Source organism: Enterobacter cloacae complex sp. P12RS, assembly GCF_014895875.1.
GTDB lineage: Bacteria > Pseudomonadota > Gammaproteobacteria > Enterobacterales > Enterobacteriaceae > Enterobacter > Enterobacter bugandensis.
Genome location: NZ_JADBQO010000041.1, coordinates 55,555 through 74,347, shown reverse-complemented (window position 1 = coordinate 74,347; position 18,793 = coordinate 55,555). Strand labels below are relative to the sequence as shown.

At 52.1% G+C, this 18,793-nt stretch carries 13 protein-coding genes and 4 pseudogenes; 11 read left to right on the top strand and 6 right to left on the bottom strand.

The features are described from left to right. From IM284_RS19710 to tssD, 3 genes and pseudogenes are all read left to right on the top strand, one after another. Positions 1-720: pseudogene (locus IM284_RS19710) on the top strand (hypothetical protein); the annotation flags it as partial. Continuing rightward, positions 717-2,414: a hypothetical protein gene (locus IM284_RS19705; protein ID WP_193055870.1), complete on the top strand. Its 1,698-nt coding sequence runs from the start codon at positions 717-719 to the stop codon at positions 2,412-2,414. The pseudogene IM284_RS19710 and the gene IM284_RS19705, both read left to right, overlap by 4 nt. Positions 2,415-2,479: 65 nt before the next feature. Beyond that, positions 2,480-2,863, top strand: a pseudogene (gene tssD, locus IM284_RS19700) (type VI secretion system tube protein TssD); the annotation flags it as partial. Positions 2,864-2,865: 2 nt separating this feature from the next. Here tssD and IM284_RS19690 read toward each other — a convergent pair. Both IM284_RS19690 and IM284_RS19685 read right to left on the bottom strand, forming a co-directional pair. Next, positions 2,866-3,171, bottom strand: a pseudogene (locus tag IM284_RS19690) (DUF1493 family protein); the annotation flags it as partial. A gap of 194 nt (positions 3,172-3,365) precedes the next feature. Further along, positions 3,366-3,542, bottom strand: a pseudogene (locus tag IM284_RS19685) (LuxR family transcriptional regulator); the annotation flags it as partial. 319 nt (positions 3,543-3,861) lie between these two features. Here IM284_RS19685 and IM284_RS19680 point away from each other — a divergent pair. Continuing rightward, entirely contained in the window at positions 3,862-4,680 is an 819-nt protein-coding gene (locus IM284_RS19680; protein WP_047364562.1) for a DUF4225 domain-containing protein, read from the top strand. Here IM284_RS19680 and IM284_RS19675 read toward each other — a convergent pair. From IM284_RS19675 to IM284_RS19665, 3 genes are all read right to left on the bottom strand, one after another. Then, positions 4,658-4,984 carry a hypothetical protein gene (locus IM284_RS19675; protein WP_023298582.1) on the bottom strand — a complete coding sequence of 109 codons (327 nt, stop codon included), beginning with the start codon at positions 4,982-4,984 and terminating at the stop codon, positions 4,658-4,660. The genes IM284_RS19680 and IM284_RS19675 overlap by 23 nt on opposite strands. 326 nt (positions 4,985-5,310) lie before the next feature. Continuing rightward, positions 5,311-7,098, bottom strand: a complete 1,788-nt coding sequence (locus IM284_RS19670; protein ID WP_047367408.1) for a hybrid sensor histidine kinase/response regulator — start codon at positions 7,096-7,098, stop codon at positions 5,311-5,313. Next, positions 7,095-7,727 carry a response regulator transcription factor gene (locus IM284_RS19665; RefSeq protein WP_028014393.1) on the bottom strand — a complete coding sequence of 211 codons (633 nt, stop codon included), beginning with the start codon at positions 7,725-7,727 and terminating at the stop codon, positions 7,095-7,097. The genes IM284_RS19670 and IM284_RS19665 overlap by 4 nt, the downstream gene beginning before the upstream one ends. Before the next feature lie 175 nt (positions 7,728-7,902). On the opposite strand from IM284_RS19665, the gene IM284_RS19660 reads away from it, so the two are divergent. Further along, the gene (locus tag IM284_RS19660; RefSeq protein ID WP_028014394.1) at positions 7,903-8,217 is read left to right on the top strand and encodes a lipoprotein; all 315 of its coding nucleotides are present in this window, start codon (positions 7,903-7,905) and stop codon (positions 8,215-8,217) included. Between the two features lie 114 nt (positions 8,218-8,331). Further along, the gene (locus IM284_RS19655; protein ID WP_047367407.1) at positions 8,332-11,349 is read left to right on the top strand and encodes an autotransporter domain-containing protein; all 3,018 of its coding nucleotides are present in this window, start codon (positions 8,332-8,334) and stop codon (positions 11,347-11,349) included. 61 nt (positions 11,350-11,410) lie between these two features. On the opposite strand, the gene IM284_RS19650 is transcribed toward IM284_RS19655, so the two are convergent. Further along, on the bottom strand, positions 11,411-11,938 hold the full coding sequence (locus tag IM284_RS19650) for a helix-turn-helix domain-containing protein (protein ID WP_045260784.1): 528 nt from the start codon (positions 11,936-11,938) through the stop codon (positions 11,411-11,413). A gap of 279 nt (positions 11,939-12,217) precedes the next feature. On the opposite strand from IM284_RS19650, the gene IM284_RS19645 reads away from it, so the two are divergent. The 5 genes from IM284_RS19645 to pgaD all read left to right on the top strand — a co-directional run bounded on the left by IM284_RS19645 (position 12,218) and on the right by pgaD (position 18,751). Next, entirely contained in the window at positions 12,218-12,481 is a 264-nt protein-coding gene (locus IM284_RS19645) for a hypothetical protein (RefSeq protein ID WP_131701651.1), read from the top strand. A gap of 130 nt (positions 12,482-12,611) precedes the next feature. Beyond that, positions 12,612-15,050, top strand: a complete 2,439-nt coding sequence (gene pgaA / locus IM284_RS19640; protein WP_047367406.1) for a poly-beta-1,6 N-acetyl-D-glucosamine export porin PgaA — start codon at positions 12,612-12,614, stop codon at positions 15,048-15,050. 8 nt (positions 15,051-15,058) lie between these two features. Next, positions 15,059-16,996, top strand: coding sequence for a poly-beta-1,6-N-acetyl-D-glucosamine N-deacetylase PgaB (gene pgaB, locus IM284_RS19635; protein WP_047367405.1), 1,938 nt, complete (start codon positions 15,059-15,061; stop codon positions 16,994-16,996). Beyond that, positions 16,989-18,320 (top strand): poly-beta-1,6-N-acetyl-D-glucosamine synthase, encoded by a 1,332-nt coding sequence (gene pgaC, locus IM284_RS19630; protein ID WP_047367404.1) that lies wholly within the window; start codon positions 16,989-16,991, stop codon positions 18,318-18,320. The genes pgaB and pgaC overlap by 8 nt, the downstream gene beginning before the upstream one ends. Beyond that, a complete protein-coding gene (pgaD, locus tag IM284_RS19625) occupies positions 18,317-18,751 on the top strand; it encodes a poly-beta-1,6-N-acetyl-D-glucosamine biosynthesis protein PgaD (protein WP_045260787.1) in 435 nt (144 codons plus the stop codon). The genes pgaC and pgaD overlap by 4 nt, the downstream gene beginning before the upstream one ends. Positions 18,752-18,793 lie beyond the last annotated feature (42 nt).

Below are 18,793 nucleotides of genomic sequence, written 5' to 3'. Positions count from 1 at the left end.
ATCGATGACAATCCAAAAATCACTGAGTTTTCACAAGTACTATCCAAACATTTAATGGTTAATAATAGTAGTAATTCATTAAGTTATAGCCTTCCCATTATTAATAATTTTACCGAAAGAGATTTAATTTTTTTGGTGCACAGAACTCTAGGTTATATTACTAATGAGAAACATTTGATGTCTTCCATACTATCATTACTGAATATTGACGCCGCAAATAAGAGAACAGATAAAATTGTATTATCTGTCATATCAAATGAAATAGCCTTAGACTATCCAAACTATGTCATTGAAGTAATAAGAGAATGCAAAAATAAAATCAGAAACAAAAGAAATCGCACGTTAAAAATATATAATGAGATACTTGTTCGTACGGAAGACTATCTCAACTCACTAAAAACACATCCAAGAATAAAAGAATTCGAACCACCTTCAGCATATGTACTTTCCTTTCAAAAAGAACGGAACAAAGTTATGGCCAAAACACAAGAAGCTTTAAATGAAGATTCGCTTGTATTTAAAATAGCTACTCGCATACAACTAAAAGCAGGAATAGCTTCTTTTTATTACAATGATAACTTTGGTTCGGGCTACAGTGAACCATCATATCTGTACCCTTTTTCGAGTAGCTATTCTCTTCCGAGAAGGTATGTCATGGACAATGTTGGCTATGAATTACGTACGATAATGCTCAAGACAGCAAAAAAGGATACAATATGAAAGTACTAATTTCTCAATATATTCGAACATTGAAAGAGAGAAATGAACTCGACAGGTTGTTGCCAAATTTATTATTATCAATGAATATCGTCCCTCTATTTACTACACAAACAGGGACAAGACAATATGGTGTTGACATTGCTGCAACAGGTAAAGACCCTGATGATGGAGAAAAAAAACTATTTATATTTGTAATAAAGCAAAAAGATCTTGGTAGAGCTGAATGGGATTCCGGGCCACAGTCCATACGACAGAGTTTAAATGAAGTCTTTGATGTTTACCTTAGACATCATTTACAACCAAAACACAAAAAATTGCCCAAGAAAATAATATTATCCACTAGTGGTGATATGAAAGAAGAGATAAATCAAAATTGGGCCGGATATCTTGATGTTCATAAATCCCATGAGTTTGATTTCTGGGGAGCAGATAAGCTTTCCACTTTTATTGAAAAATACATGTTAAATGAGCATATATTTAATGATATTGACAGAACCGATTTAAGAAAGTCTCTATCATTGATTAGTGAAAATGATTATTCTCGAGTTGATTATCATCGATTACTACTACGAATCCTGATGCTTGATAATCAAGGGAAAAAAGTTAAAGAAATGAAGAAAGCAGAACTGGAAAAGTCTATCCGCACCTGCTATCTCGCAGCTAATATTTTAGCTTACTGGGCGATACAGGATGGCAACACGAAACAAGCCTTGTTTGTATCCGAACGATGCCTACTATGGGTATGGCATCGTATCAATCTTGAAAAAGATCCAGAAAAATACTTCCCTGCGTTTGAAGTTATATGGCAAGGTTATATTAACATTTCAGATGAATATTTCTCCAAAGTTCAGCCATATTTCCATGAAAAATATCTTCTTTCTTTATATTCAACTGAAAGTTCGTTGGTCAATATAACTGTTTTTGAACATATTGGTATACTTGCAACTCTCGGATTAAATAATTTCTTTCTCGCACTTAGGAACGATTGTAATGGAAGGACTTTCCATACTCATAATGCCAATGTCGTTGCCGATAGCTTGTGTGCATTAATCATAAACAATCCCGCATCTGGTTCGCCACGGCTTGATGAAAATGTCATAGAAATTACTCTCGGATTAATATTTCTTTCGCTGATGGGGAGGAAGGACGCTGTCGAAAAATGGCATAGAGAATTAATTTCGAGGTTGGACTACGTTCTGCGGATTGGACGAGAACATCCGATATCAACGGACTCTATTGACGATCTTATTAGTATGGAATGCAATAGCGATGATGCATATTTAAAAGAAAAAACAACAAACATGTCTTGGATTATCCCCACTTTAATGGGGTGGTGTGTGATACTGGAAAAAGAAGAAGGATATCTTGCATTATTAACTGGTATAAAAGAATCATACAAAAATATATGCTCTCAGCTCTGGCATCCAACAAATGACCTTTATAGTCACCTTTACTTTCATCCGGCACAATCCTTCACTGGTGAGACAGAGGCACCAATATTTTTTCCGGATAATATGAATGATTACAAGAAGAGAATGGATGAACTGCGAGAAAACGAAAGATATAATATTTTCAAAGAGTCAAGTGCGATACAGGCAGGTTTGATTATTCTCGATTTGATTGCCTGTCGACATTTTAGAACTCCTGTACCCGCTGTACTTTGGTATGGAATGCAAAATAAAACAGAGTTATAACTTACGTTTTCGGTTTTGTATTACACCTCACCAATGGGCATTATCTTAGCCCATTGGTCCTTTTTGAAGTAAAAGGCTTTTACCATAACCTTATGATCCCAACGGATACCGCAACCGGTAAAGTAACCGGTACGAGACTGCACTCGCCTATGTTGATGATTAAGGAATTCGATTGTTCAAGCCCATACCTCTATAAAGCCGTTGCGACTGGTCAGAGTTGGTTTCTGCAGAAATAAAGTGGTACCGGATCAACTACTCTGGTCAGGAAGAAGAGTACTTCAACATGTTGCTCGAGGCACGTCCGGATAGTATCAATTTCCCTTGCAATGGCTACTGGCGATAACCCTAACGAAAACCATATGGAAACCGTCGAACTCAGGTACGAGAAAATCTCTTGGAAGCATAACGATGGGAACATCATCTTTAGCGATGCATGGCACGAGCGTCAATATCATAAGGGGCTTCCAGCCCCTTTGTCATACAGCCAGCGTCCGGCTTTTGCCGACTCAATAATCATCTAAAGCGTTAGCGGTTTGTACTGCCGATCGCGGAATTTTTTTCTGAGCCGAAACTGAAACCAAAACAGCTCCGGTTCAAAATAATGGTCCATCACAAAGTTGCTGTACTCGATTCCATACCGGGTGAAAAGATCAAGCAACATCTCCTCAAGATCTTCAGGTACGAGATTAAAAAGCTCCTGAAAGGTCCATTCTTTCCTTGCCGGAGATTTACGGTCACTGTAATTCTCAGTGATGTAATCTAATAATTCTTGCTACATCATGTAGCATCAGAAAATTGTCCAACCAGACTCTTCAACCGTGTCCATGACAACGTCCCTTGTGTCGTTTTGAGCCAGATTAAATCCAAAGCAAAAGCAAGGATGCTTGCACCATCCAGCTTTCTTAAAATTCAGAATACCGCCCGCAATTATGTTTTTGGTCTCTCCCCAACCTAGGGATCGTTCCCACCTGCGCCCAGCAATTTGTTTTTGAAGATAAACAAACACGCCTCGTTGAAGTTCTCCGCCCTCAGCCGTTCCGAGAGCGCCGTCCGTTTGCGGTAGAGACTTTTCACCGACGTATTCAGCTCGTCTGCCACCTCCTCCATTGACATCCCTGCACTCAACATGGACTGACCCCGCCAACCACTCAGCGAAACGAGTAAATTACTCAACAGTATAGGGACTATCCCCGACATCCGGCTTTATCAAAAGTGCAACGATTACTTTCAGATATGTAGGGCAGCTATTCACTGGAGCAGCAATGGCACAACATATGTGAGCACCGGCGACAAAGTAGGCCGAGGAACGAAGCTGTAAAAAGCGGCTTCTACTTCAGACACCGTAACCACATTGCTACTATATTGTGTGTGCGTTGGCACGCATGGCTGTCAGGGGGGCATTTATCAGTCTAAGCAGAGGCCGGTAAAGCAATTGAGAGGAACTACAATGGATGCAGCATTACTTAACATGATGCGCTCAGGTGGAAGAAATAAAGCCTGGGCGGAAACGATGGTGAATATGGAAGCCAGGAAACTGGTAAATACAGCCAACACTCTGTCGGCTTTTCATCTTAGCGATAGTTTGACTCGAATGAAGTTTGTTCAGGAAATTCGGGACCTCATAGAACATCAGTTTACGTTAGCTCGTCGGGCTAAATCAGATGAAGAATGCATGGAATGCGTTAAAATTCTCAGAGAAGAAAACAGTAACCTGCTGGAACAAGCGCGTTTATTAAGAACGAAGGCAGCGAAGCTTTACGCTAAAGTCGAGTTTATCCGAGAGAATAACAAAATTGTTGGGTATGTGATCTCGGCTGTTAGTGTTGTCCTGGCCGGTGCTGAAATAGCCGCAGGATTTACCCTCATAGGCACTATGACCCCTCTCGGGGTTCTTGCTGGTGCGATTCTGGTTACTGACGGGGCAAACAGCATCAGTAAAGAAGTGGCTCGCTACGCAACTAACAACACTACCAGTGAAGGGCTGGTCGCGAATGCCGCGATGTCTACAGCTGAGTTTATGGGCTTTAGTCGTGAGAATGGGTTAGGTGTCTACAAATCAATTTCACTGGCCGCTAATGCGTACACCATTTTTGGCTTGTTACGGCGACCTGGTACCTGGCGACTGTTTCGTTATCTCCCTGCTGACTATTACCGAAAGGTGAGCACACTGAGCCGCCCGCAGCTTACAATGAAAATAGCGGGTTATGGCGTGAAAGCTAAGATTATTTTTGATCTGTTGTCCGTCAGCGACCCGTCCCAGAATTAGTCAGCATTTTACGATAACGCCAGGATTTGTAGCCAAGTTTTGCTGGCGTTATATACCAGATGAAAGGTAGTACAATCAATAACGTGAGTGCAAGTGTCAGGCTTGTATCCTTGGATGCAAGTAAAAGAGTTAAAGCCAGTATGATGAAGGCAATAATAGTTATCCACTTCATAGCCTTAAAACGATTGGCCAGATCATGAGTTACGCTATCAAACGAACCACCGTAATTTTCAATATTGTTTTTTAGCTTTTGAAGATCTCGTTTGCTAAAACCTGATTTTAAAAGTGCCTCTTCGCTGGTCATTCTGTTATCCGTCCCATAACTCACTGAAACCTGTGACGAAGTTTAACTTAATTTGGCGGATAAATCGCTACCTGACGATATTCGTCAAATTTATATATATCAACGAGTTGAAGATATCTTAGAGTATACGCTCGAAAACTGACATTATTGCCCACTGCGGAACTTCGCTGGTAGCAACTCTAATGACTCCTTCGGGGCCGTTTCCAACATCTCCCGCCCTGCCCGGTAGAAGCAACATGCAGATCACCACAGGAGGCTGAATCATGCACGATGAAATCATTAATTAGGCCCTACAGTGAAGCGCAATGCTGCTATTATCTATTCCCCTATCCACGACATCCTGACCACTGCGTCAGCAGCGCATGCAGTTTAGCCGGCTCCAGAGGTTTGCGCAGCACCAGATACCCTTCCTGCTCCGCCTCCAGCAGAACAGGCGAATTAAACTCGCCGCTGACCATCGCGCCGCTCATGTCCGGCAGACGTTCAAAAAGCGCTTTCAGGATGTCGAAGCCGCTTTCGCCGGATCGCAGGCGCTGGTCGCACAGCACGGCGAACGGGGTGAAGCCGTCGTCGATGATGGCGAACGCTTCTTCAGCGGAGGCCGCGCAGCGCACGTTGATTCCCCAAACGCTCATCAGGCTCTCCCAGGCTGACGTCACCAGCGGGTCGTCATCGACGACCAGGCAAGAACCGCGCAGCGGCGCATAGCGTACCGGCGCAGAGGCGTTGTTATCGGCGGGCGGGATGTCCGTCGCGATCTCTTCGCCAGCATATTGAGTGAAGCGCATCCAGAAGCGTGAGCCTTTACCTTCTATGGATTGCATCCCGTACTTCACCTTCATCAGCCTGGCACAGCGGGCAACCACGGCGAGGCCCAGCCCGTGTCCGGCGCTGTCGATCTTCCAGGCCAGTTCGGGGCGGTAGTAAGGGGAAAAGATTTTACCTTTCTCGTCATCAGCGATACCGACACCCGTGTCCCACACCTCCACCAGGCACTCGTCACCGCGCGGTCGGATGGCAACCAGCACGCCGCCCTGCTGCGTGTAGCGAAGGGCGTTTTGAATCAGGTTAATCAGCGATTGTCGCACCAGCAGCGGGTCGCCCATCACGTGGATGCGGCGTTTGGGTCGACGGGTGGACAGCCTAAGTGCACGGCTATTAGCCTCTTCGCGAAACAGCGTGATCACCGAGTCGAGCAGAGCGCCGATATCCACTTTGGTAGGGGCAGTGAGCACTTTTCCGGATTCAATCTTGCTGAGGTCGAGCAGAGAATTGAACATCAAATGCACCGAGCGAACGCTCTGCTGCAGGTCAAGCAGCTGGGGCGTCAGGCTGTCGTCCCGGTTTCGGTGGATAATCGCTTCAATCAGAAAGCCCATGGCGTGTACCGGCTGACGCAGGTCGTGGCTGGCTGTCGTCAGGAACTGATTTTTATCCAGCAGCGCCTGCTCCGCTTCCTCTTTGGCCTGGCGAAACTGTTCTGCCAGGCGTGAGCTTTTTTCCTCAAGCAGCGCTTGCTGAATAAAGTACGCGTGCGACGTTAACGCATGGCGGTAAATGGCGAAGCCGTACAGCAGGTTCAGCATCAGCACAATGAATATCAGCTCGTCCAGCCGCCAGATGATGCCGATATTCAATACTCCCCAGGAGGCGAAGAAAAAACACGTAAAGGTGCTGATGACCGGCGTCAGATGCGTCGCATTGGCGGCGACGATGGCGGCAATACTGATATTAAGGAGCAGGAAAAAGTCAAAGTTCTGCGTCTGCGGAGTAATTAAATAGAGAGATGAAATCCCCAGCCCGTGAATAAAAGCGATCTTATTTATGCGCGGAAGCCAGCGGCGCAGGACGTCCTCTTCATCATGCTCTTTCACTTCGCGCTGGTAGCGTCGGTGCAATATTCGGATTGCCACGGCACATAGCAGGTAAATAATTATCCAGATAATGGTTGGGCCAAGTTCATCGCCCAGCAAATAGATCCAGATGGCAAAAGGAATACCGACAAATGGCACCGCGCTAAAGCTGAACACCAGCCGCAAAAAAGTGTTGTTTAGCAAACGGATCTGCGCGGGAGATGAGATACCATCCTTCTGTAAACTCTGGAAAAACCTCATTCTGATGATTCCCGCTTGCCATGCAGAAGCGTGATGGCTTCGACCCGGCTGTTAACGCCTATCTTTTTCAATATATTGCTGATGTGTTCTTTGACCGTGGGCTCAGAAATTGAAAGCTGCGCGGCGATTCGTTTATTTGGCAGGCCGCGCATAATCATATTTAAAACGTCTATTTGTCGCGGCGTTAAGTTAAATTTACTTAACTTCTCATTATTCGATTCAACGGGAAAATCGTTTCTCTCAGGAAACCAGGTCAGATTATCAAGGAGTGCACAAACGGCCCGTGAGAACATTTCAGGCGGTTCGCTTTTCAATACAAAACCGTGTCCCCCGGCGGCGTGAACTTTCTGCCAGATGTCATTATTGTCGTCCCCGCTGACCACCAGGAACCGTACCTGTGGGTAATGTTGTTTTACTTCTTTGAGTAATTTCAGTGCCGTGCCGGACGAAAGCCAAAAATCGATGACCAGCAAACGCGGCGGGCCATTATCCCTAATTTGACGGTAGCAATCTTCCTCATTCGTCACCACGCTCGCCTGCTTAAACTGGCAATGTGAAATCAGAAAATTAGCGATGCCGCTTGCTACCAATGGATGGTCATCAACGACCAACGCATAATTCTGCCCCAAAGGATCCTCCTTTTACCTTCGCATATCTGAGTGTACAGATGAATTATTATCTACCCACCCTACTTTAGGAGGGTTTTTTCGATTAGGAAAGGGAAATATATTATTCGCTGATTTGGGTAATTGAAAACATAAATACAATCAGTGAAATTAACTGATTGGATATCAAGGATAATTTATGAAAAAACCACTCATCTTTTTAAGCGTTACGTTGATGCTCGCCGGTTGTTCCACGCTAAAAACCGATCAGGCTATTCCACTCCTGCAGGCGGAGACCGCTAAAATGCTGGGGCTGGGCTCATCGGATGAAATAACCGTGACCAATGTTAATGGCGCCCAGCCGGACGCACTGGGAGGGCAAAAACTGTCTTATCGCGCTACGACGGAAAAAGGGCGTATTTTCGATTGTTCATCAATGATGATGCCGGGGATTTTAGGATCCGCCCCGACGCTCAGCGCACCAACCTGTACCCCTGTTGTCACGCATAAATAATTAACGGCAAATGAAAAGGCGTACATAAATAACGCCTTTTATATTTTCTGACGTATCTGAGTTTTCATAAAAACGATTTTCCAGACATCACGCTAATGAGTACGGAGATAGCCCGTGAATAACTCTACATCGCATGCTTTAGCGGTTAAGACGCCGCTTTCCAGACTTTACCTCGCTCTATTTTCCGCGCCGCTGTTACTGCTTTCACCTGCCGATTTCGCGCGTGCAGCCGATGCCATTTTTGATGGCGAGGCGCGTATAACCGAAACGCTGGGTTACACCGGAGATGTTTACGTTGGACGTAATCAACCCGGAAACCTGCTGATCGATAATGGCAAAATCACCGCCTATAACATCAACATCGGTCGGCTGTTCGACGGCCAAATTTATGAAAGCGTGGTCACGGTCCGTGGGCCAAACGCTGAGCTTAACGCAGTGAACGATCAGTACGTCCTGCGCGGCGACCTCAATCTTGGCCTCGGCACCCTGCGAGTCGAAGAAGGCGCGCTGGCCAGCGCAAAAGAAATCGTTGTCGGCACCACCCGCGGCTACGACAGCCACCTTATCGCCACTGGCGCCGGCTCTCGCGTGACCAGTAATTTTCTCAGCGTAGGTACCGATCTGGGGGCACGCTCCACGCTGGCGATTGAAGACGGCGCGGCGCTCAGCACCGCCTACGATGCGCGCATCGGCAACGGTACCGGGCCGGGTGAAACCGACACGCTAAGCCCGAAAGCCACCGTCACGGGGAGCGGCTCACAGTGGAACGTTGGCCGTACGTTGACGCTTTATGGCGACCTGGACGTGCTGAACGGCGGTGCGGTTAACGTTGGCGGCGTGCAGGTGGCGGGCGTCTCCGGGGCAGGTAAAACCGCCGAGCTGGTTATTGCGGGCAAAGACTCGCGCTTTACCAGCGGCAGCAGCGTGAGCGTGGGCGATTATGGCAATGGCGTGCTGTCGGTGATTGACGGCGGTTCATTTTCCGCTGGCAGCAATACGCTGATCGTGGGGACCTCGGGTTCCGGCTCGAACCGGGGTGCGCTCATTGTCGGCAGCCGCGGCAATATGGACACCGGAACGGGTTTAACTGAGCCAACGCTTGGCACAGCGGGCGGCGCGGGTACTCTCGATGCGAATACGGCAATCAGCCTGCGCGGCGGGCTGTTCGGCAGCTATGTCTACTTCAACCATACCGACGAAAATTACGTCTTCAGCAACAAGATGAGCGGCGAAGGTGAGGTGATCAATACTTCCGGGCAGACAACGCTGAATGGCGATCTTTCAGCCCTTCAGGCGAACGTGACCGCGCGCGGTGGCAAAGTCATTATCGCCAGCAACATCAACACCCAGCCAGAAGACGATATTTTTGATATTCAGACTCTTAGCGCCGAGAACGGCGGGACGCTGATCCTCAACGCGACGGCGGGATCCGACGTTAGCGACGGGCTGGGCTACAGCAGCGCCGCCTCAATCAAGGCCGGCGGAACGCTGGGAGGGAACGGCACGCTGGGTCAGACCGAGATCCTTTCCGGCGGGCATATCTCGCCAGGGGATGGTGATATCGGCACGCTGACGCTGAAACGTTATCTGAATTTTGTGGGTGACTCTTTCTATGATGTCGATATTGCCGGTGATGGCCGCAGCGACCAGCTGCTGGTCGCAGGCAAAACGACCATCAGCGACCGGGCTCAGGTACAGGTCACCGCGCTGGATCCGCAAACCAGCTACAAAATGGGCCAAAGCTACCGCATTTTAACCTCCGACGGGGGAATTGACGGTCAGTTCGCGGGGGCGGTGTCTAAATCCGCCTTCCTGGACGTGGCGCTCAACCAGAGCACCAACGCCGTCGATCTGACTATCGCGCAGAAAGAGACCGGCGGCGAGAATCCTGGAGGCGAAAACCCGGGAGGTGAAAATCCAGGAGGAGGAAACCCAGGAGGAGGAAACCCTGGCGGTGAGAACCCGGGGGGAGAAAACCCTGGCGGTGAGAATCCGGGCAGCGGCAAGCCGGGGATTTTCCAGACCGTCGCCAAAAGTAGCAACCAGTGGAATACCGCTGGCGCGCTCTCCACCCTGACGCAAAGCGGCCCGTCGCTGGCGCTATATAACTCGCTGCTGGTACTCAGCGCGCCGGAAGCGCGCGAGGCGTTCAACCAGCTGTCCGGTGAAGTTTATCCGTCAATGCAGTCCAACCTGATCGCCGGCAGCACGCAGGTGTTTAACGTCTTAAACCAGCGTATGCAGCGCGCGTTTGATAACGACAGCCTGCCGATACCACCATTAGCGATGTCGCTGGTGCAGCAGCCGGAGCCGCAAAACAATGGCGTCTGGGGCCAGACCTTCAGCTCCTGGAGCCGAAACGACGGCGACGGTAACGTGGGCAAGCTGGACGGCAACACCACCGGCTTCCTGCTGGGGGCAGATCGCAAGCTGGCGGATCATAACGTGCGTGTCGGTGGCTACTTCGGCTACAGCCGCGGTGATTACGACGTCGACAGCCGTCGTTCCTCAACGGATACCGATAACTACCACCTTGGCCTGTATGCGGCGGGTCAACAGGATGCGTTCTCCCTTCGCGGCGCGCTGGGTTACACCTGGCACAAGATCGAAGGCGAGCGCAGCGTTGATTTCAGCGGCTTCTCGGATCGGCTGAAGTCTGATTACGACGCCAACTCGCTGCTGGCATTCACCGAAGCGGGCTACCGCTTCGGCCAGCCTGATATGAATATCGAGCCGTTCGTCAATTTATCGTACATTCGACTGCATACCGACAGCTTCAGGGAAGACGGCGGTGCCGCCGCGCTGAGCGTGCGTAACGAAACGATGAATACCTTTTACTCCACCCTCGGGGTGCGCGGTGTGACCGAGCTGCCAAAGAACGTGAACCTCTACGGTTCGTTGGGCTGGCAGCACGCCTATGGCGATAAGAATACCTCTTCGCGCATGGCGTTTGCGGGCAGCGACGCGTTCATTACTCAGGGGCAGGCCGTGGATGAGGACGTGATGGTGGGTGATATCGGCGTGAGCGTACAGCTGTCGCGTGCTGCGACGCTGGATGTGGGTTATCAGGGGCAATATGGTGCGGATACCCGCGTCAACTCGGTTAACGCTAATCTGCGCTGGTCGTTCTGAATTATTTCCAGTAAAAGAACCCGCCCTTGTGGCGGGTTTTTGCTTTTAGGCTCTCAGGAATTCAGGGATCGTTCCCAACCGCATCCAGCAGTTTGTTTTTAAAGATAAACAAACACGCCTCGTTGAAGTTCTCCGCCCCCAGGCGTTCCGACAGCGCCGTCCGTTTGCGATAGAGGCTCTTCACCGACGTGTTCAGCTCATCGGCAATCGCTTCCATCGACATCCCTGCCCTCAACAACCGCAGCATGATCGCTTCGTGCGTGCCAAGCCGTAAGTTAAGCAGCCACTTGGTCGTCAGACGCCTGCCCTTCATATTGAGCACCAGGTTAAATAACGATGCCATATCCGGCGCCGTAAGCGACGTGTTCATAAACAACTTCATACTGAGTAGATTCTCCTCGCGATGTCGCATATCCAGCATAACGCAGCAGATCGTTTTTTTTGTTCTGGCCGGATGGCGTATCAGGTAATCATATAAACGGAGCGGAGAACGGCTATCAATCAACACAGAATATTCATCTGCACCGTTATCAAATATGTTTCTGTCAATCGAGTCGAGCAGGATAATATCCGGGAAAAATAGCCTCATCCCCCTGACAAGATAGCGATCCTGGGTCACTAACACTATTGAAGTTGCCACTAACCATCCCTTTTAGATTAAAGCAAGAACGCACCTTCAGAAAGAAGGCCGCCTTCGTTTTATAGCGCTGTAATATTAACGACAATATGTATTCTGGCGTTGAACATCCCTCAATACAGACATTGATGAGTAAGACTTCCTGTAGACTTTCATTCAATGGCTGGCGTTAATTATAAATAAAAAACAATCGCAGAAAAGTCACTTCGCTGAACATTAAGACTTTTTGTCATGAAACTTCCCAAACATGCACCAGAAAGTACTTTAATTGCTACAATAAAACCTCGCCGGGAATATAAACAAACTCAAAAAGACATAAATAAAATACATCAATATCAAATAGTTACAAATACAGATTCAATACAAAATAATCACAAAAGACATCTCATTCCAGAATTATCCCAAAACTACCCCTCTGCTTTTCACCATATTTATCCGGCAACATATCAGGTGTACATTACCTTCCACCCAGTTCCCAAAGAGGAGGTTCCATAATTACCTTAAAGTAAGTACCCCATAACGTTACTGCATTCAGATTTAATGTTCTCATTTATGGCCTTTAACGCAGAGTTAAAAGGCGGCCGTGTTATGCAATGGATTCATGATAAACAAATGGCAAATAGATATGGAAAGATCGCTTCGCTTCAATACGTTATTCTTTTATCGCGCCCCAGGATTATTGTTTCTGCTATTTCTGTTTCCTGTTCTCGTTCAGGCAACGGAATCCGTTTATGAGCAACAGATTCAACAGGCACGTAACGGTAATTACACGCCGTTTCTCAATTATCTTCAGCGGTATCAGCAACAGCATGCTCTGACGCCCGAGCAAGTGGCGGACTGGTTACAGGTGGCTGCGTGGGCAGGTCGTAATGACGAGGTGATTCAGCTCTGGCAGCGCTATGGCATTTATATGCCGCTGCCCGCTCGCGGCGTTGCGGCTGTCGCGCAGGCCAGAAGAGATCAAAAAGCGTGGCAGCCTGCCTTATCACTGTGGAATGAGGCGCGTAGCCTTGCGCCACATAATGACGATTATCGTATCGGTTATATCAAAACCCTGGCCGATGCCCGCATGGATACGCTCGCTCTGCAGGAAGCCCGCCAGCTGGTGACGGAGGATCCCTCTCCGGCGCATCTTCAGACGCTTTCGTACGTCTGGTTACGCCAGGGAAAAAGCTGGGATCGGCTTTTAGCGGACACGCGCGCGCTGACCCTCGCGCCGGAGAATAACGCGCTCCTTAGCGAGCTGACTGACGCGCTAACGGATAACCGGGTGAGTACTCCCGCGCTGATGCTGTCACAAAGGGTAACGCTGCCCCCCGCGCAGCGCCGCCGTCTGGAGCTTAATGCCGCCGCAGAATGGGTTCGCCTTGCCGACGTGCCTGGCAGAACGGAAAAGGAGCGCCTGCAGCTGGCGCAAACGGCACTGAATCGTTACGACGCCCTGCTCTCACGCTGGCAACACGAACCGCAGGCAGCGGAAGACATCATCCTCGCCCGTATCGACAGGCTGGGTGCGCTGTACGCGCATGGCGATTACCCGCAGGTCATCCGTGAATATCAGGCGCTGACGGAGGCGCAGCATCCGGTGCCGGGCTGGGCGATCGGCTGGGCGATCTCCGCGTATCTACAAGAGAAAAACGCCACTGCCGCCTTCTCGCTGCTGCAACGCTATCCGCAATACGCCGCCGATCCGCAGGACGAGGAGCATGCGCTTTTCTACGCCTGGCTGGACACGGGGCAGTATCAGGCCGCTCGCCAGTACGTTGAGCGCCAGACCCGCAGCGTTCCGTGGACCCGCTACGATTTCGGCTCGCCCACTCCGCAGCCCAACGATCGGTGGCTTACCGGGCAGTCGCTCAAATTTAACTATTTGCTCTCAACTAACGCCCTGCCGGATGCGGATAAGCTGGCGCACCGTCTGGCCACAACGGCGCCGGGCAATCAGGGGCTGCAGATTGACTATGCCACCCTGCTTCAGGCGCGGGGCCAGCCGCGCGCGGCCGAGCAAACGTTAAAAAGGGCGGAGGCGCTGGAGCCATCTAATCTGGAGCTGGAACAGCAGCAGGCTTACGTCGCCATGGATCTGCAGGAGTGGCGCCAGATGGATTTACTGGCCGACGACGTGCTTGCCCGCGCGCCCGTTGCTCGCAGCGCCAGGCGTCTGGACAGGCTCAGAACGGTGCATCACATGTCCGAGCTGCGCCTTAACGCGAGCAAGGGCTTGCACTCCGATAACCCCATCAGCGGGACGCACGACCTGAACGGGGATGCCACGCTCTATGGTCCACCGGTAGCGGATAGCTGGCGGCTGTTTGCGGGTACCCGCTATGCGCAGGGTAATTTCGATGAAGGCAAAGGCACCAGCCGTCACCTCCTGGGCGGCGTCGAGTGGCGTCCTCGCGACCTTCAGCTCGAAGCCGAGGTATCCAGCAACCGCTATCACGGTGAAAACAAGCCGGGTGCTCGCCTCTCAACCACGTACTTTCTCAATGATAACTGGCAGGTCAGCGGCAGCCTTGAACGCTTATCCCGCACCGCGCCGCTAAGGGCACTACGCAACGGGATTAGCGCCAACCGGGGTGAAGGCGGGATCCGCTGGTATCAAAACGAGCGCCGTGAGTACCAGTTCAGCGCCGCCGTCAGCCGCTTCTCAGACCATAATCGCCGACAGGAATACACCCTTACGGGTAAGGAGCGTCTCTGGCAGACCCCGACCCTGACGCTGGATCTTGAACCGGGGATCGCCGCCAGTAAAAACAGCCTGCGGGACACGCTCTATTACAACCCGGCGCGGGATCTGTCCGTGACGGCCGCCCTGTCCGTGGACCATGAGATGTACCGCCATTACGGCACCCTCTGGAGCCAGCAGTTGGTGGCGGGAGGCGGCAGCTACTGGCAGAAAAACCAGTCCGTTGGCGCCATCGCCCTGCTGGGCTACGGGCAACGCGTCCAGTGGAATAACGTCATTGATACCGGCGTGATGCTGAACTGGGATAAACGCCCTTACGACGGCAAACGCGAGAGCAACCTCTCCGTCACGCTTGACGCGACTTTACGCTTTTAAGGATGAATATGCTGAACACACGTTTTTCCGTGAGCCTGATCCTCATCGGCTGGCTCTGCCTCAGCGCGAGCGTCTGGGCGCAGGCGATCTCGTTCGTTGCGCCCAGCGAGCGGCCGCAGCCGGAGGCGAGCAAACCCTGGCCGCAGAACCAGTTTCTGGTGCTGGCCTACCACGACGTCGAAGACGATGCCGCCGATCAGCGCTACCTCTCCGTGCGCACCAGCGCGCTAAACGAGCAGATTAGCTGGCTTCTGCACAACGGCTATCACGCCATCAGCGTGCAGGACATTCTGGACGCGCATGACGGCAAAAAATCGCTGCCGCCGAAAGCCGTTCTGCTCAGCTTTGACGACGGCTACAGCAGCTTCTACACCCGCGTCTGGCCGCTGCTTAAGGCCTGGAACGTGCCTGCGCTCTGGGCGCCGGTGGGCAGTTGGGTGGATACGCCAGCAAACCAGAAGGTGAACTTTGGCGGCCTGATGACGCCCCGGGATCGCTTCGCGACCTGGGACATGGTGCACGAGCTCAGCCAGTCTCCGCTGGTTGAGATCGGATCGCATACCTGGGCCTCGCATTACGGCATCGTCGCCAACCCGCAGGGCAGCCGCGAACCGGCCATCGCCAACCGCTTTTATGATAAAGCGACGGGGCGCTATGAAACTGACCAGCAGTTCAGCCAGCGGATCGGCGATGACGTCCGCAAGGTGACGGAGAAAATCGCGCAGGTGACGGGCAAAGCGCCGCGCGCCTGGGTCTGGCCTTACGGTGCCGCCAGCGGTACGTCGCTCGCCATCGCCAGGCAGCAGGGCTACCGGCTGGCCTTTACTCTGGAGGACGGGCTGGGTGACGTGCGCAATCTCGGTAGCATTCCCCGTTTGCTGATCGCCGGCAACCCCTCGCTCAAAGCGTTTGCCAGTTCGGTCAGCCGGGTTCAGGAGCACGATCCCGTGCGCGTGATGCACGTCGATCTCGACTACGTTTACGATCCCGATCCGGCTCAGCAGACCCAAAACATCAACAGGCTGATCCAGAGGGTCTACGACATGAAAATCAGCCACGTCTTCCTGCAGGCGTTTGCCGACCCGCAGGGCGATGGCAGGATCAGGGCGCTCTATTTCCCCAACCGCCGGCTTCCGGTCCGGGCCGATCTCTTTAACTTCGTATCCTGGCAGTTGCAAACCCGCGCGGGGGTGAAGGTCTACGCGTGGATGCCGGTGCTCTCGTTCGATCTCGATCCTGCCCTGCCGCGCGTGCAGCGCCGGGACGATCGAACCGGCCAGCTGCGCGAGGCCAATGAGCCCTACATCAGGCTTTCACCGTGGGACCCGCAGGTTCGCCTGCAGGTGACGGAAATCTATGAAGATCTGGCCCGCCATGCCAGCTTCAACGGGATCCTGTTCCATGACGATGCGGTACTGACGGACGTTGACGCTGCCGGGCAGGACACGACGCGCCAGAAAAGCCGGAGGCTTATCGGATTTACCCGCGCTCTGAGCCAGGCGGTGAAGCACATCCGCGGCCCGCAGATAAAAACCGCGCGCAATATGTTCGTCCTTCCCATTCTGCAGCCCGAAAGCGAAGCGTGGTTTGCGCAGAATCTCGATGATTTTCTGGCGGCCTATGACTGGACGGTGCCCATGGCAATGCCGCTGATGGAGTCCGTTCCGGCGAACGAGAGCAATGCCTGGCTGACGCGTTTGATCAAGGCCGTCGCCGCGCGGCCCGGCGCGCTGGATAAAACCATTTTCGAGCTGCAGGCCAGAGACTGGGAGCAGAAGCCGCAGCGCGCCGTCTCCGACAGTCAGCTTGCGGCGTGGATGCGCGTCCTCCAGCTGAACGGCATCAAAAACTACGGCTACTACCCTGACGATTTCATCAATAACCAGCCTGATATCTCGCGCATCAGGCCCGTCTTTTCTTCCTACTGGTACCCTGACAATGACTGATCGCATAATCGCCTTTTCAATTTTGTGTCTGGTATTCGGGCTGCCGTTAGGGGTGGCCGCCCTCTTTACCGGCGAGCTGATTCTGGATTTTGTCTTCTTCTGGCCGCTGTTTATGTCCGTGCTCTGGGTCACCGGCGGCCTCTATTTCTGGTTTCAGCTTGAACGCCGCTGGTCGTGGGATAAAGACACGCCCGCCCCGACGCTCGCCGGCGAACCGCTCATCTCAATTCTGATCCCCTGCTTCAATGAGGAAAGAAACGCCAGAGAGACCATCAGCGCCGCGCTGGCTCAGCGATACGAGAATATTGAAGTGATCGCCATCAACGACGGCTCGTCTGATAACACCGCGCAGGTGCTGCAGCAGCTGGCGCTGGAGCAGCCGCGCCTGCGGGTGATTAACCTCGCGGAGAACCAGGGGAAAGCCGTGGCGCTCAAAGCCGGGGCGGCGGCGGCTCGGGGCGATCTGCTGGTCTGCATTGACGGCGACGCCCTGCTCGACCGCGACACCGCGGCCTATCTGGTCGCGCCGCTGATTCAGTATCCCCACGTCGGGGCGGTTACCGGGAACCCGCGCATTCGCACGCGCTCCACGCTGATTGGCCGCATTCAGGTTGGCGAGTTTTCGTCCATCATTGGGCTCATCAAGCGGACGCAGCGGATCTATGGACGGGTCTTTACCGTCTCCGGCGTCATCGCCGCCTTTCGTCGGCAGGCGCTGGCGGACGTCGGGTACTGGAGCCCGGACATGATCACCGAAGACATCGACATCAGTTGGAAGCTCCAGCTGCGCCACTGGGATATCTTTTTCGAGCCGCGGGCGCTGTGCTGGATCCTGATGCCGGAGACGCTGAAGGGCCTGTGGAAGCAGCGTCTGCGCTGGGCACAGGGCGGCGCGGAGGTATTTCTGGTGAACCTGCGCAAGATGGTGCGCTGGGAGCATCACCGCATGTGGCCCCTGTTTCTGGAGTACGCGCTGTCAACGCTGTGGGCCTTCGCGTATGCGATAACGGTGCTGCTGTACATCATCAGCCACGTCGCGCCCATTCCCGCCAGGCTGACCATTGAAACCCTGTTTCCCCCGGCGTTTACCGGGCTGCTGCTGGGCGTGATGTGCCTGCTGCAGTTCCTGGTCAGCTTGTACATCGAGCGGCGCTATGAGCGCAAGGTGGCCAGCTCGCTTTTCTGGGTGATTTGGTTCCCGATGGTCTACTGGATGATTGGTCTGTTCACCACCCTCGTCGCATTTCCAAAAGTCATGCTTAAACGTCAGCGCGCCCGCGCGCGCTGGATCAGTCCGGACCGGGGAAAAGGAAGCCTTCAATGAACGAAAATACCTTAATTTTGACTGAACATCGGTTGCTGCCACGACTTTTTGATGCCGCGTTAACCGTGGTGGCGTGGGGCGGGTTTCTGTTCTTCCTGTATGCCAGGCTGTGGATGCAGTTAACCGAGGAGAGCGACCACCGGTGGAGCGTGATTATTGCCTCCTTTAATACGGTGTTGATCTATTTACTGTTCGCCGCACTCAACGGCTGGCTGCTGATTTTGTGGTATCAGTACAACCGCCGCCGCGCGAACGTAAGACGACGTCAGCCAGGCTTGTTGCATCATGACGAACTTGCCCGCAGCTTTAACGTCTCACCGCAGCTCATCTCGGAGATGAGCCAGCACAACCTGCTGACGGTTTATCATGACCAGATTGGTCGCATCATCGAATTGAAAACCAGCGCGCAGCAGGACGAGGAAGCGCAGTAACAAAAAGCCCCCACAGAGAATACCCTGCGGGGGCTTTTTTAG

What these genes read in the sequence shown, in the direction of transcription:
- IM284_RS19650 (WP_045260784.1), bottom strand. Translation starts at nt 11,938, where the DNA reads ATGAGGCTATTTTTCCCGGATATTATCCTGCTCGACTCGATTGACAGA.
- IM284_RS19680 (WP_047364562.1), top strand. Translation starts at nt 3,862, where the DNA reads ATGGATGCAGCATTACTTAACATGATGCGCTCAGGTGGAAGAAATAAA.
- IM284_RS19660 (WP_028014394.1), top strand. Translation starts at nt 7,903, where the DNA reads ATGAAAAAACCACTCATCTTTTTAAGCGTTACGTTGATGCTCGCCGGT.
- pgaD (WP_045260787.1), top strand. Translation starts at nt 18,317, where the DNA reads ATGAACGAAAATACCTTAATTTTGACTGAACATCGGTTGCTGCCACGA.
- IM284_RS19675 (WP_023298582.1), bottom strand. Translation starts at nt 4,984, where the DNA reads ATGACCAGCGAAGAGGCACTTTTAAAATCAGGTTTTAGCAAACGAGAT.
- pgaB (WP_047367405.1), top strand. Translation starts at nt 15,059, where the DNA reads ATGCTGAACACACGTTTTTCCGTGAGCCTGATCCTCATCGGCTGGCTC.
- IM284_RS19705 (WP_193055870.1), top strand. Translation starts at nt 717, where the DNA reads ATGAAAGTACTAATTTCTCAATATATTCGAACATTGAAAGAGAGAAAT.
- IM284_RS19670 (WP_047367408.1), bottom strand. Translation starts at nt 7,098, where the DNA reads ATGAGGTTTTTCCAGAGTTTACAGAAGGATGGTATCTCATCTCCCGCG.
- pgaC (WP_047367404.1), top strand. Translation starts at nt 16,989, where the DNA reads ATGACTGATCGCATAATCGCCTTTTCAATTTTGTGTCTGGTATTCGGG.
- IM284_RS19645 (WP_131701651.1), top strand. Translation starts at nt 12,218, where the DNA reads ATGAAACTTCCCAAACATGCACCAGAAAGTACTTTAATTGCTACAATA.
- pgaA (WP_047367406.1), top strand. Translation starts at nt 12,612, where the DNA reads ATGGAAAGATCGCTTCGCTTCAATACGTTATTCTTTTATCGCGCCCCA.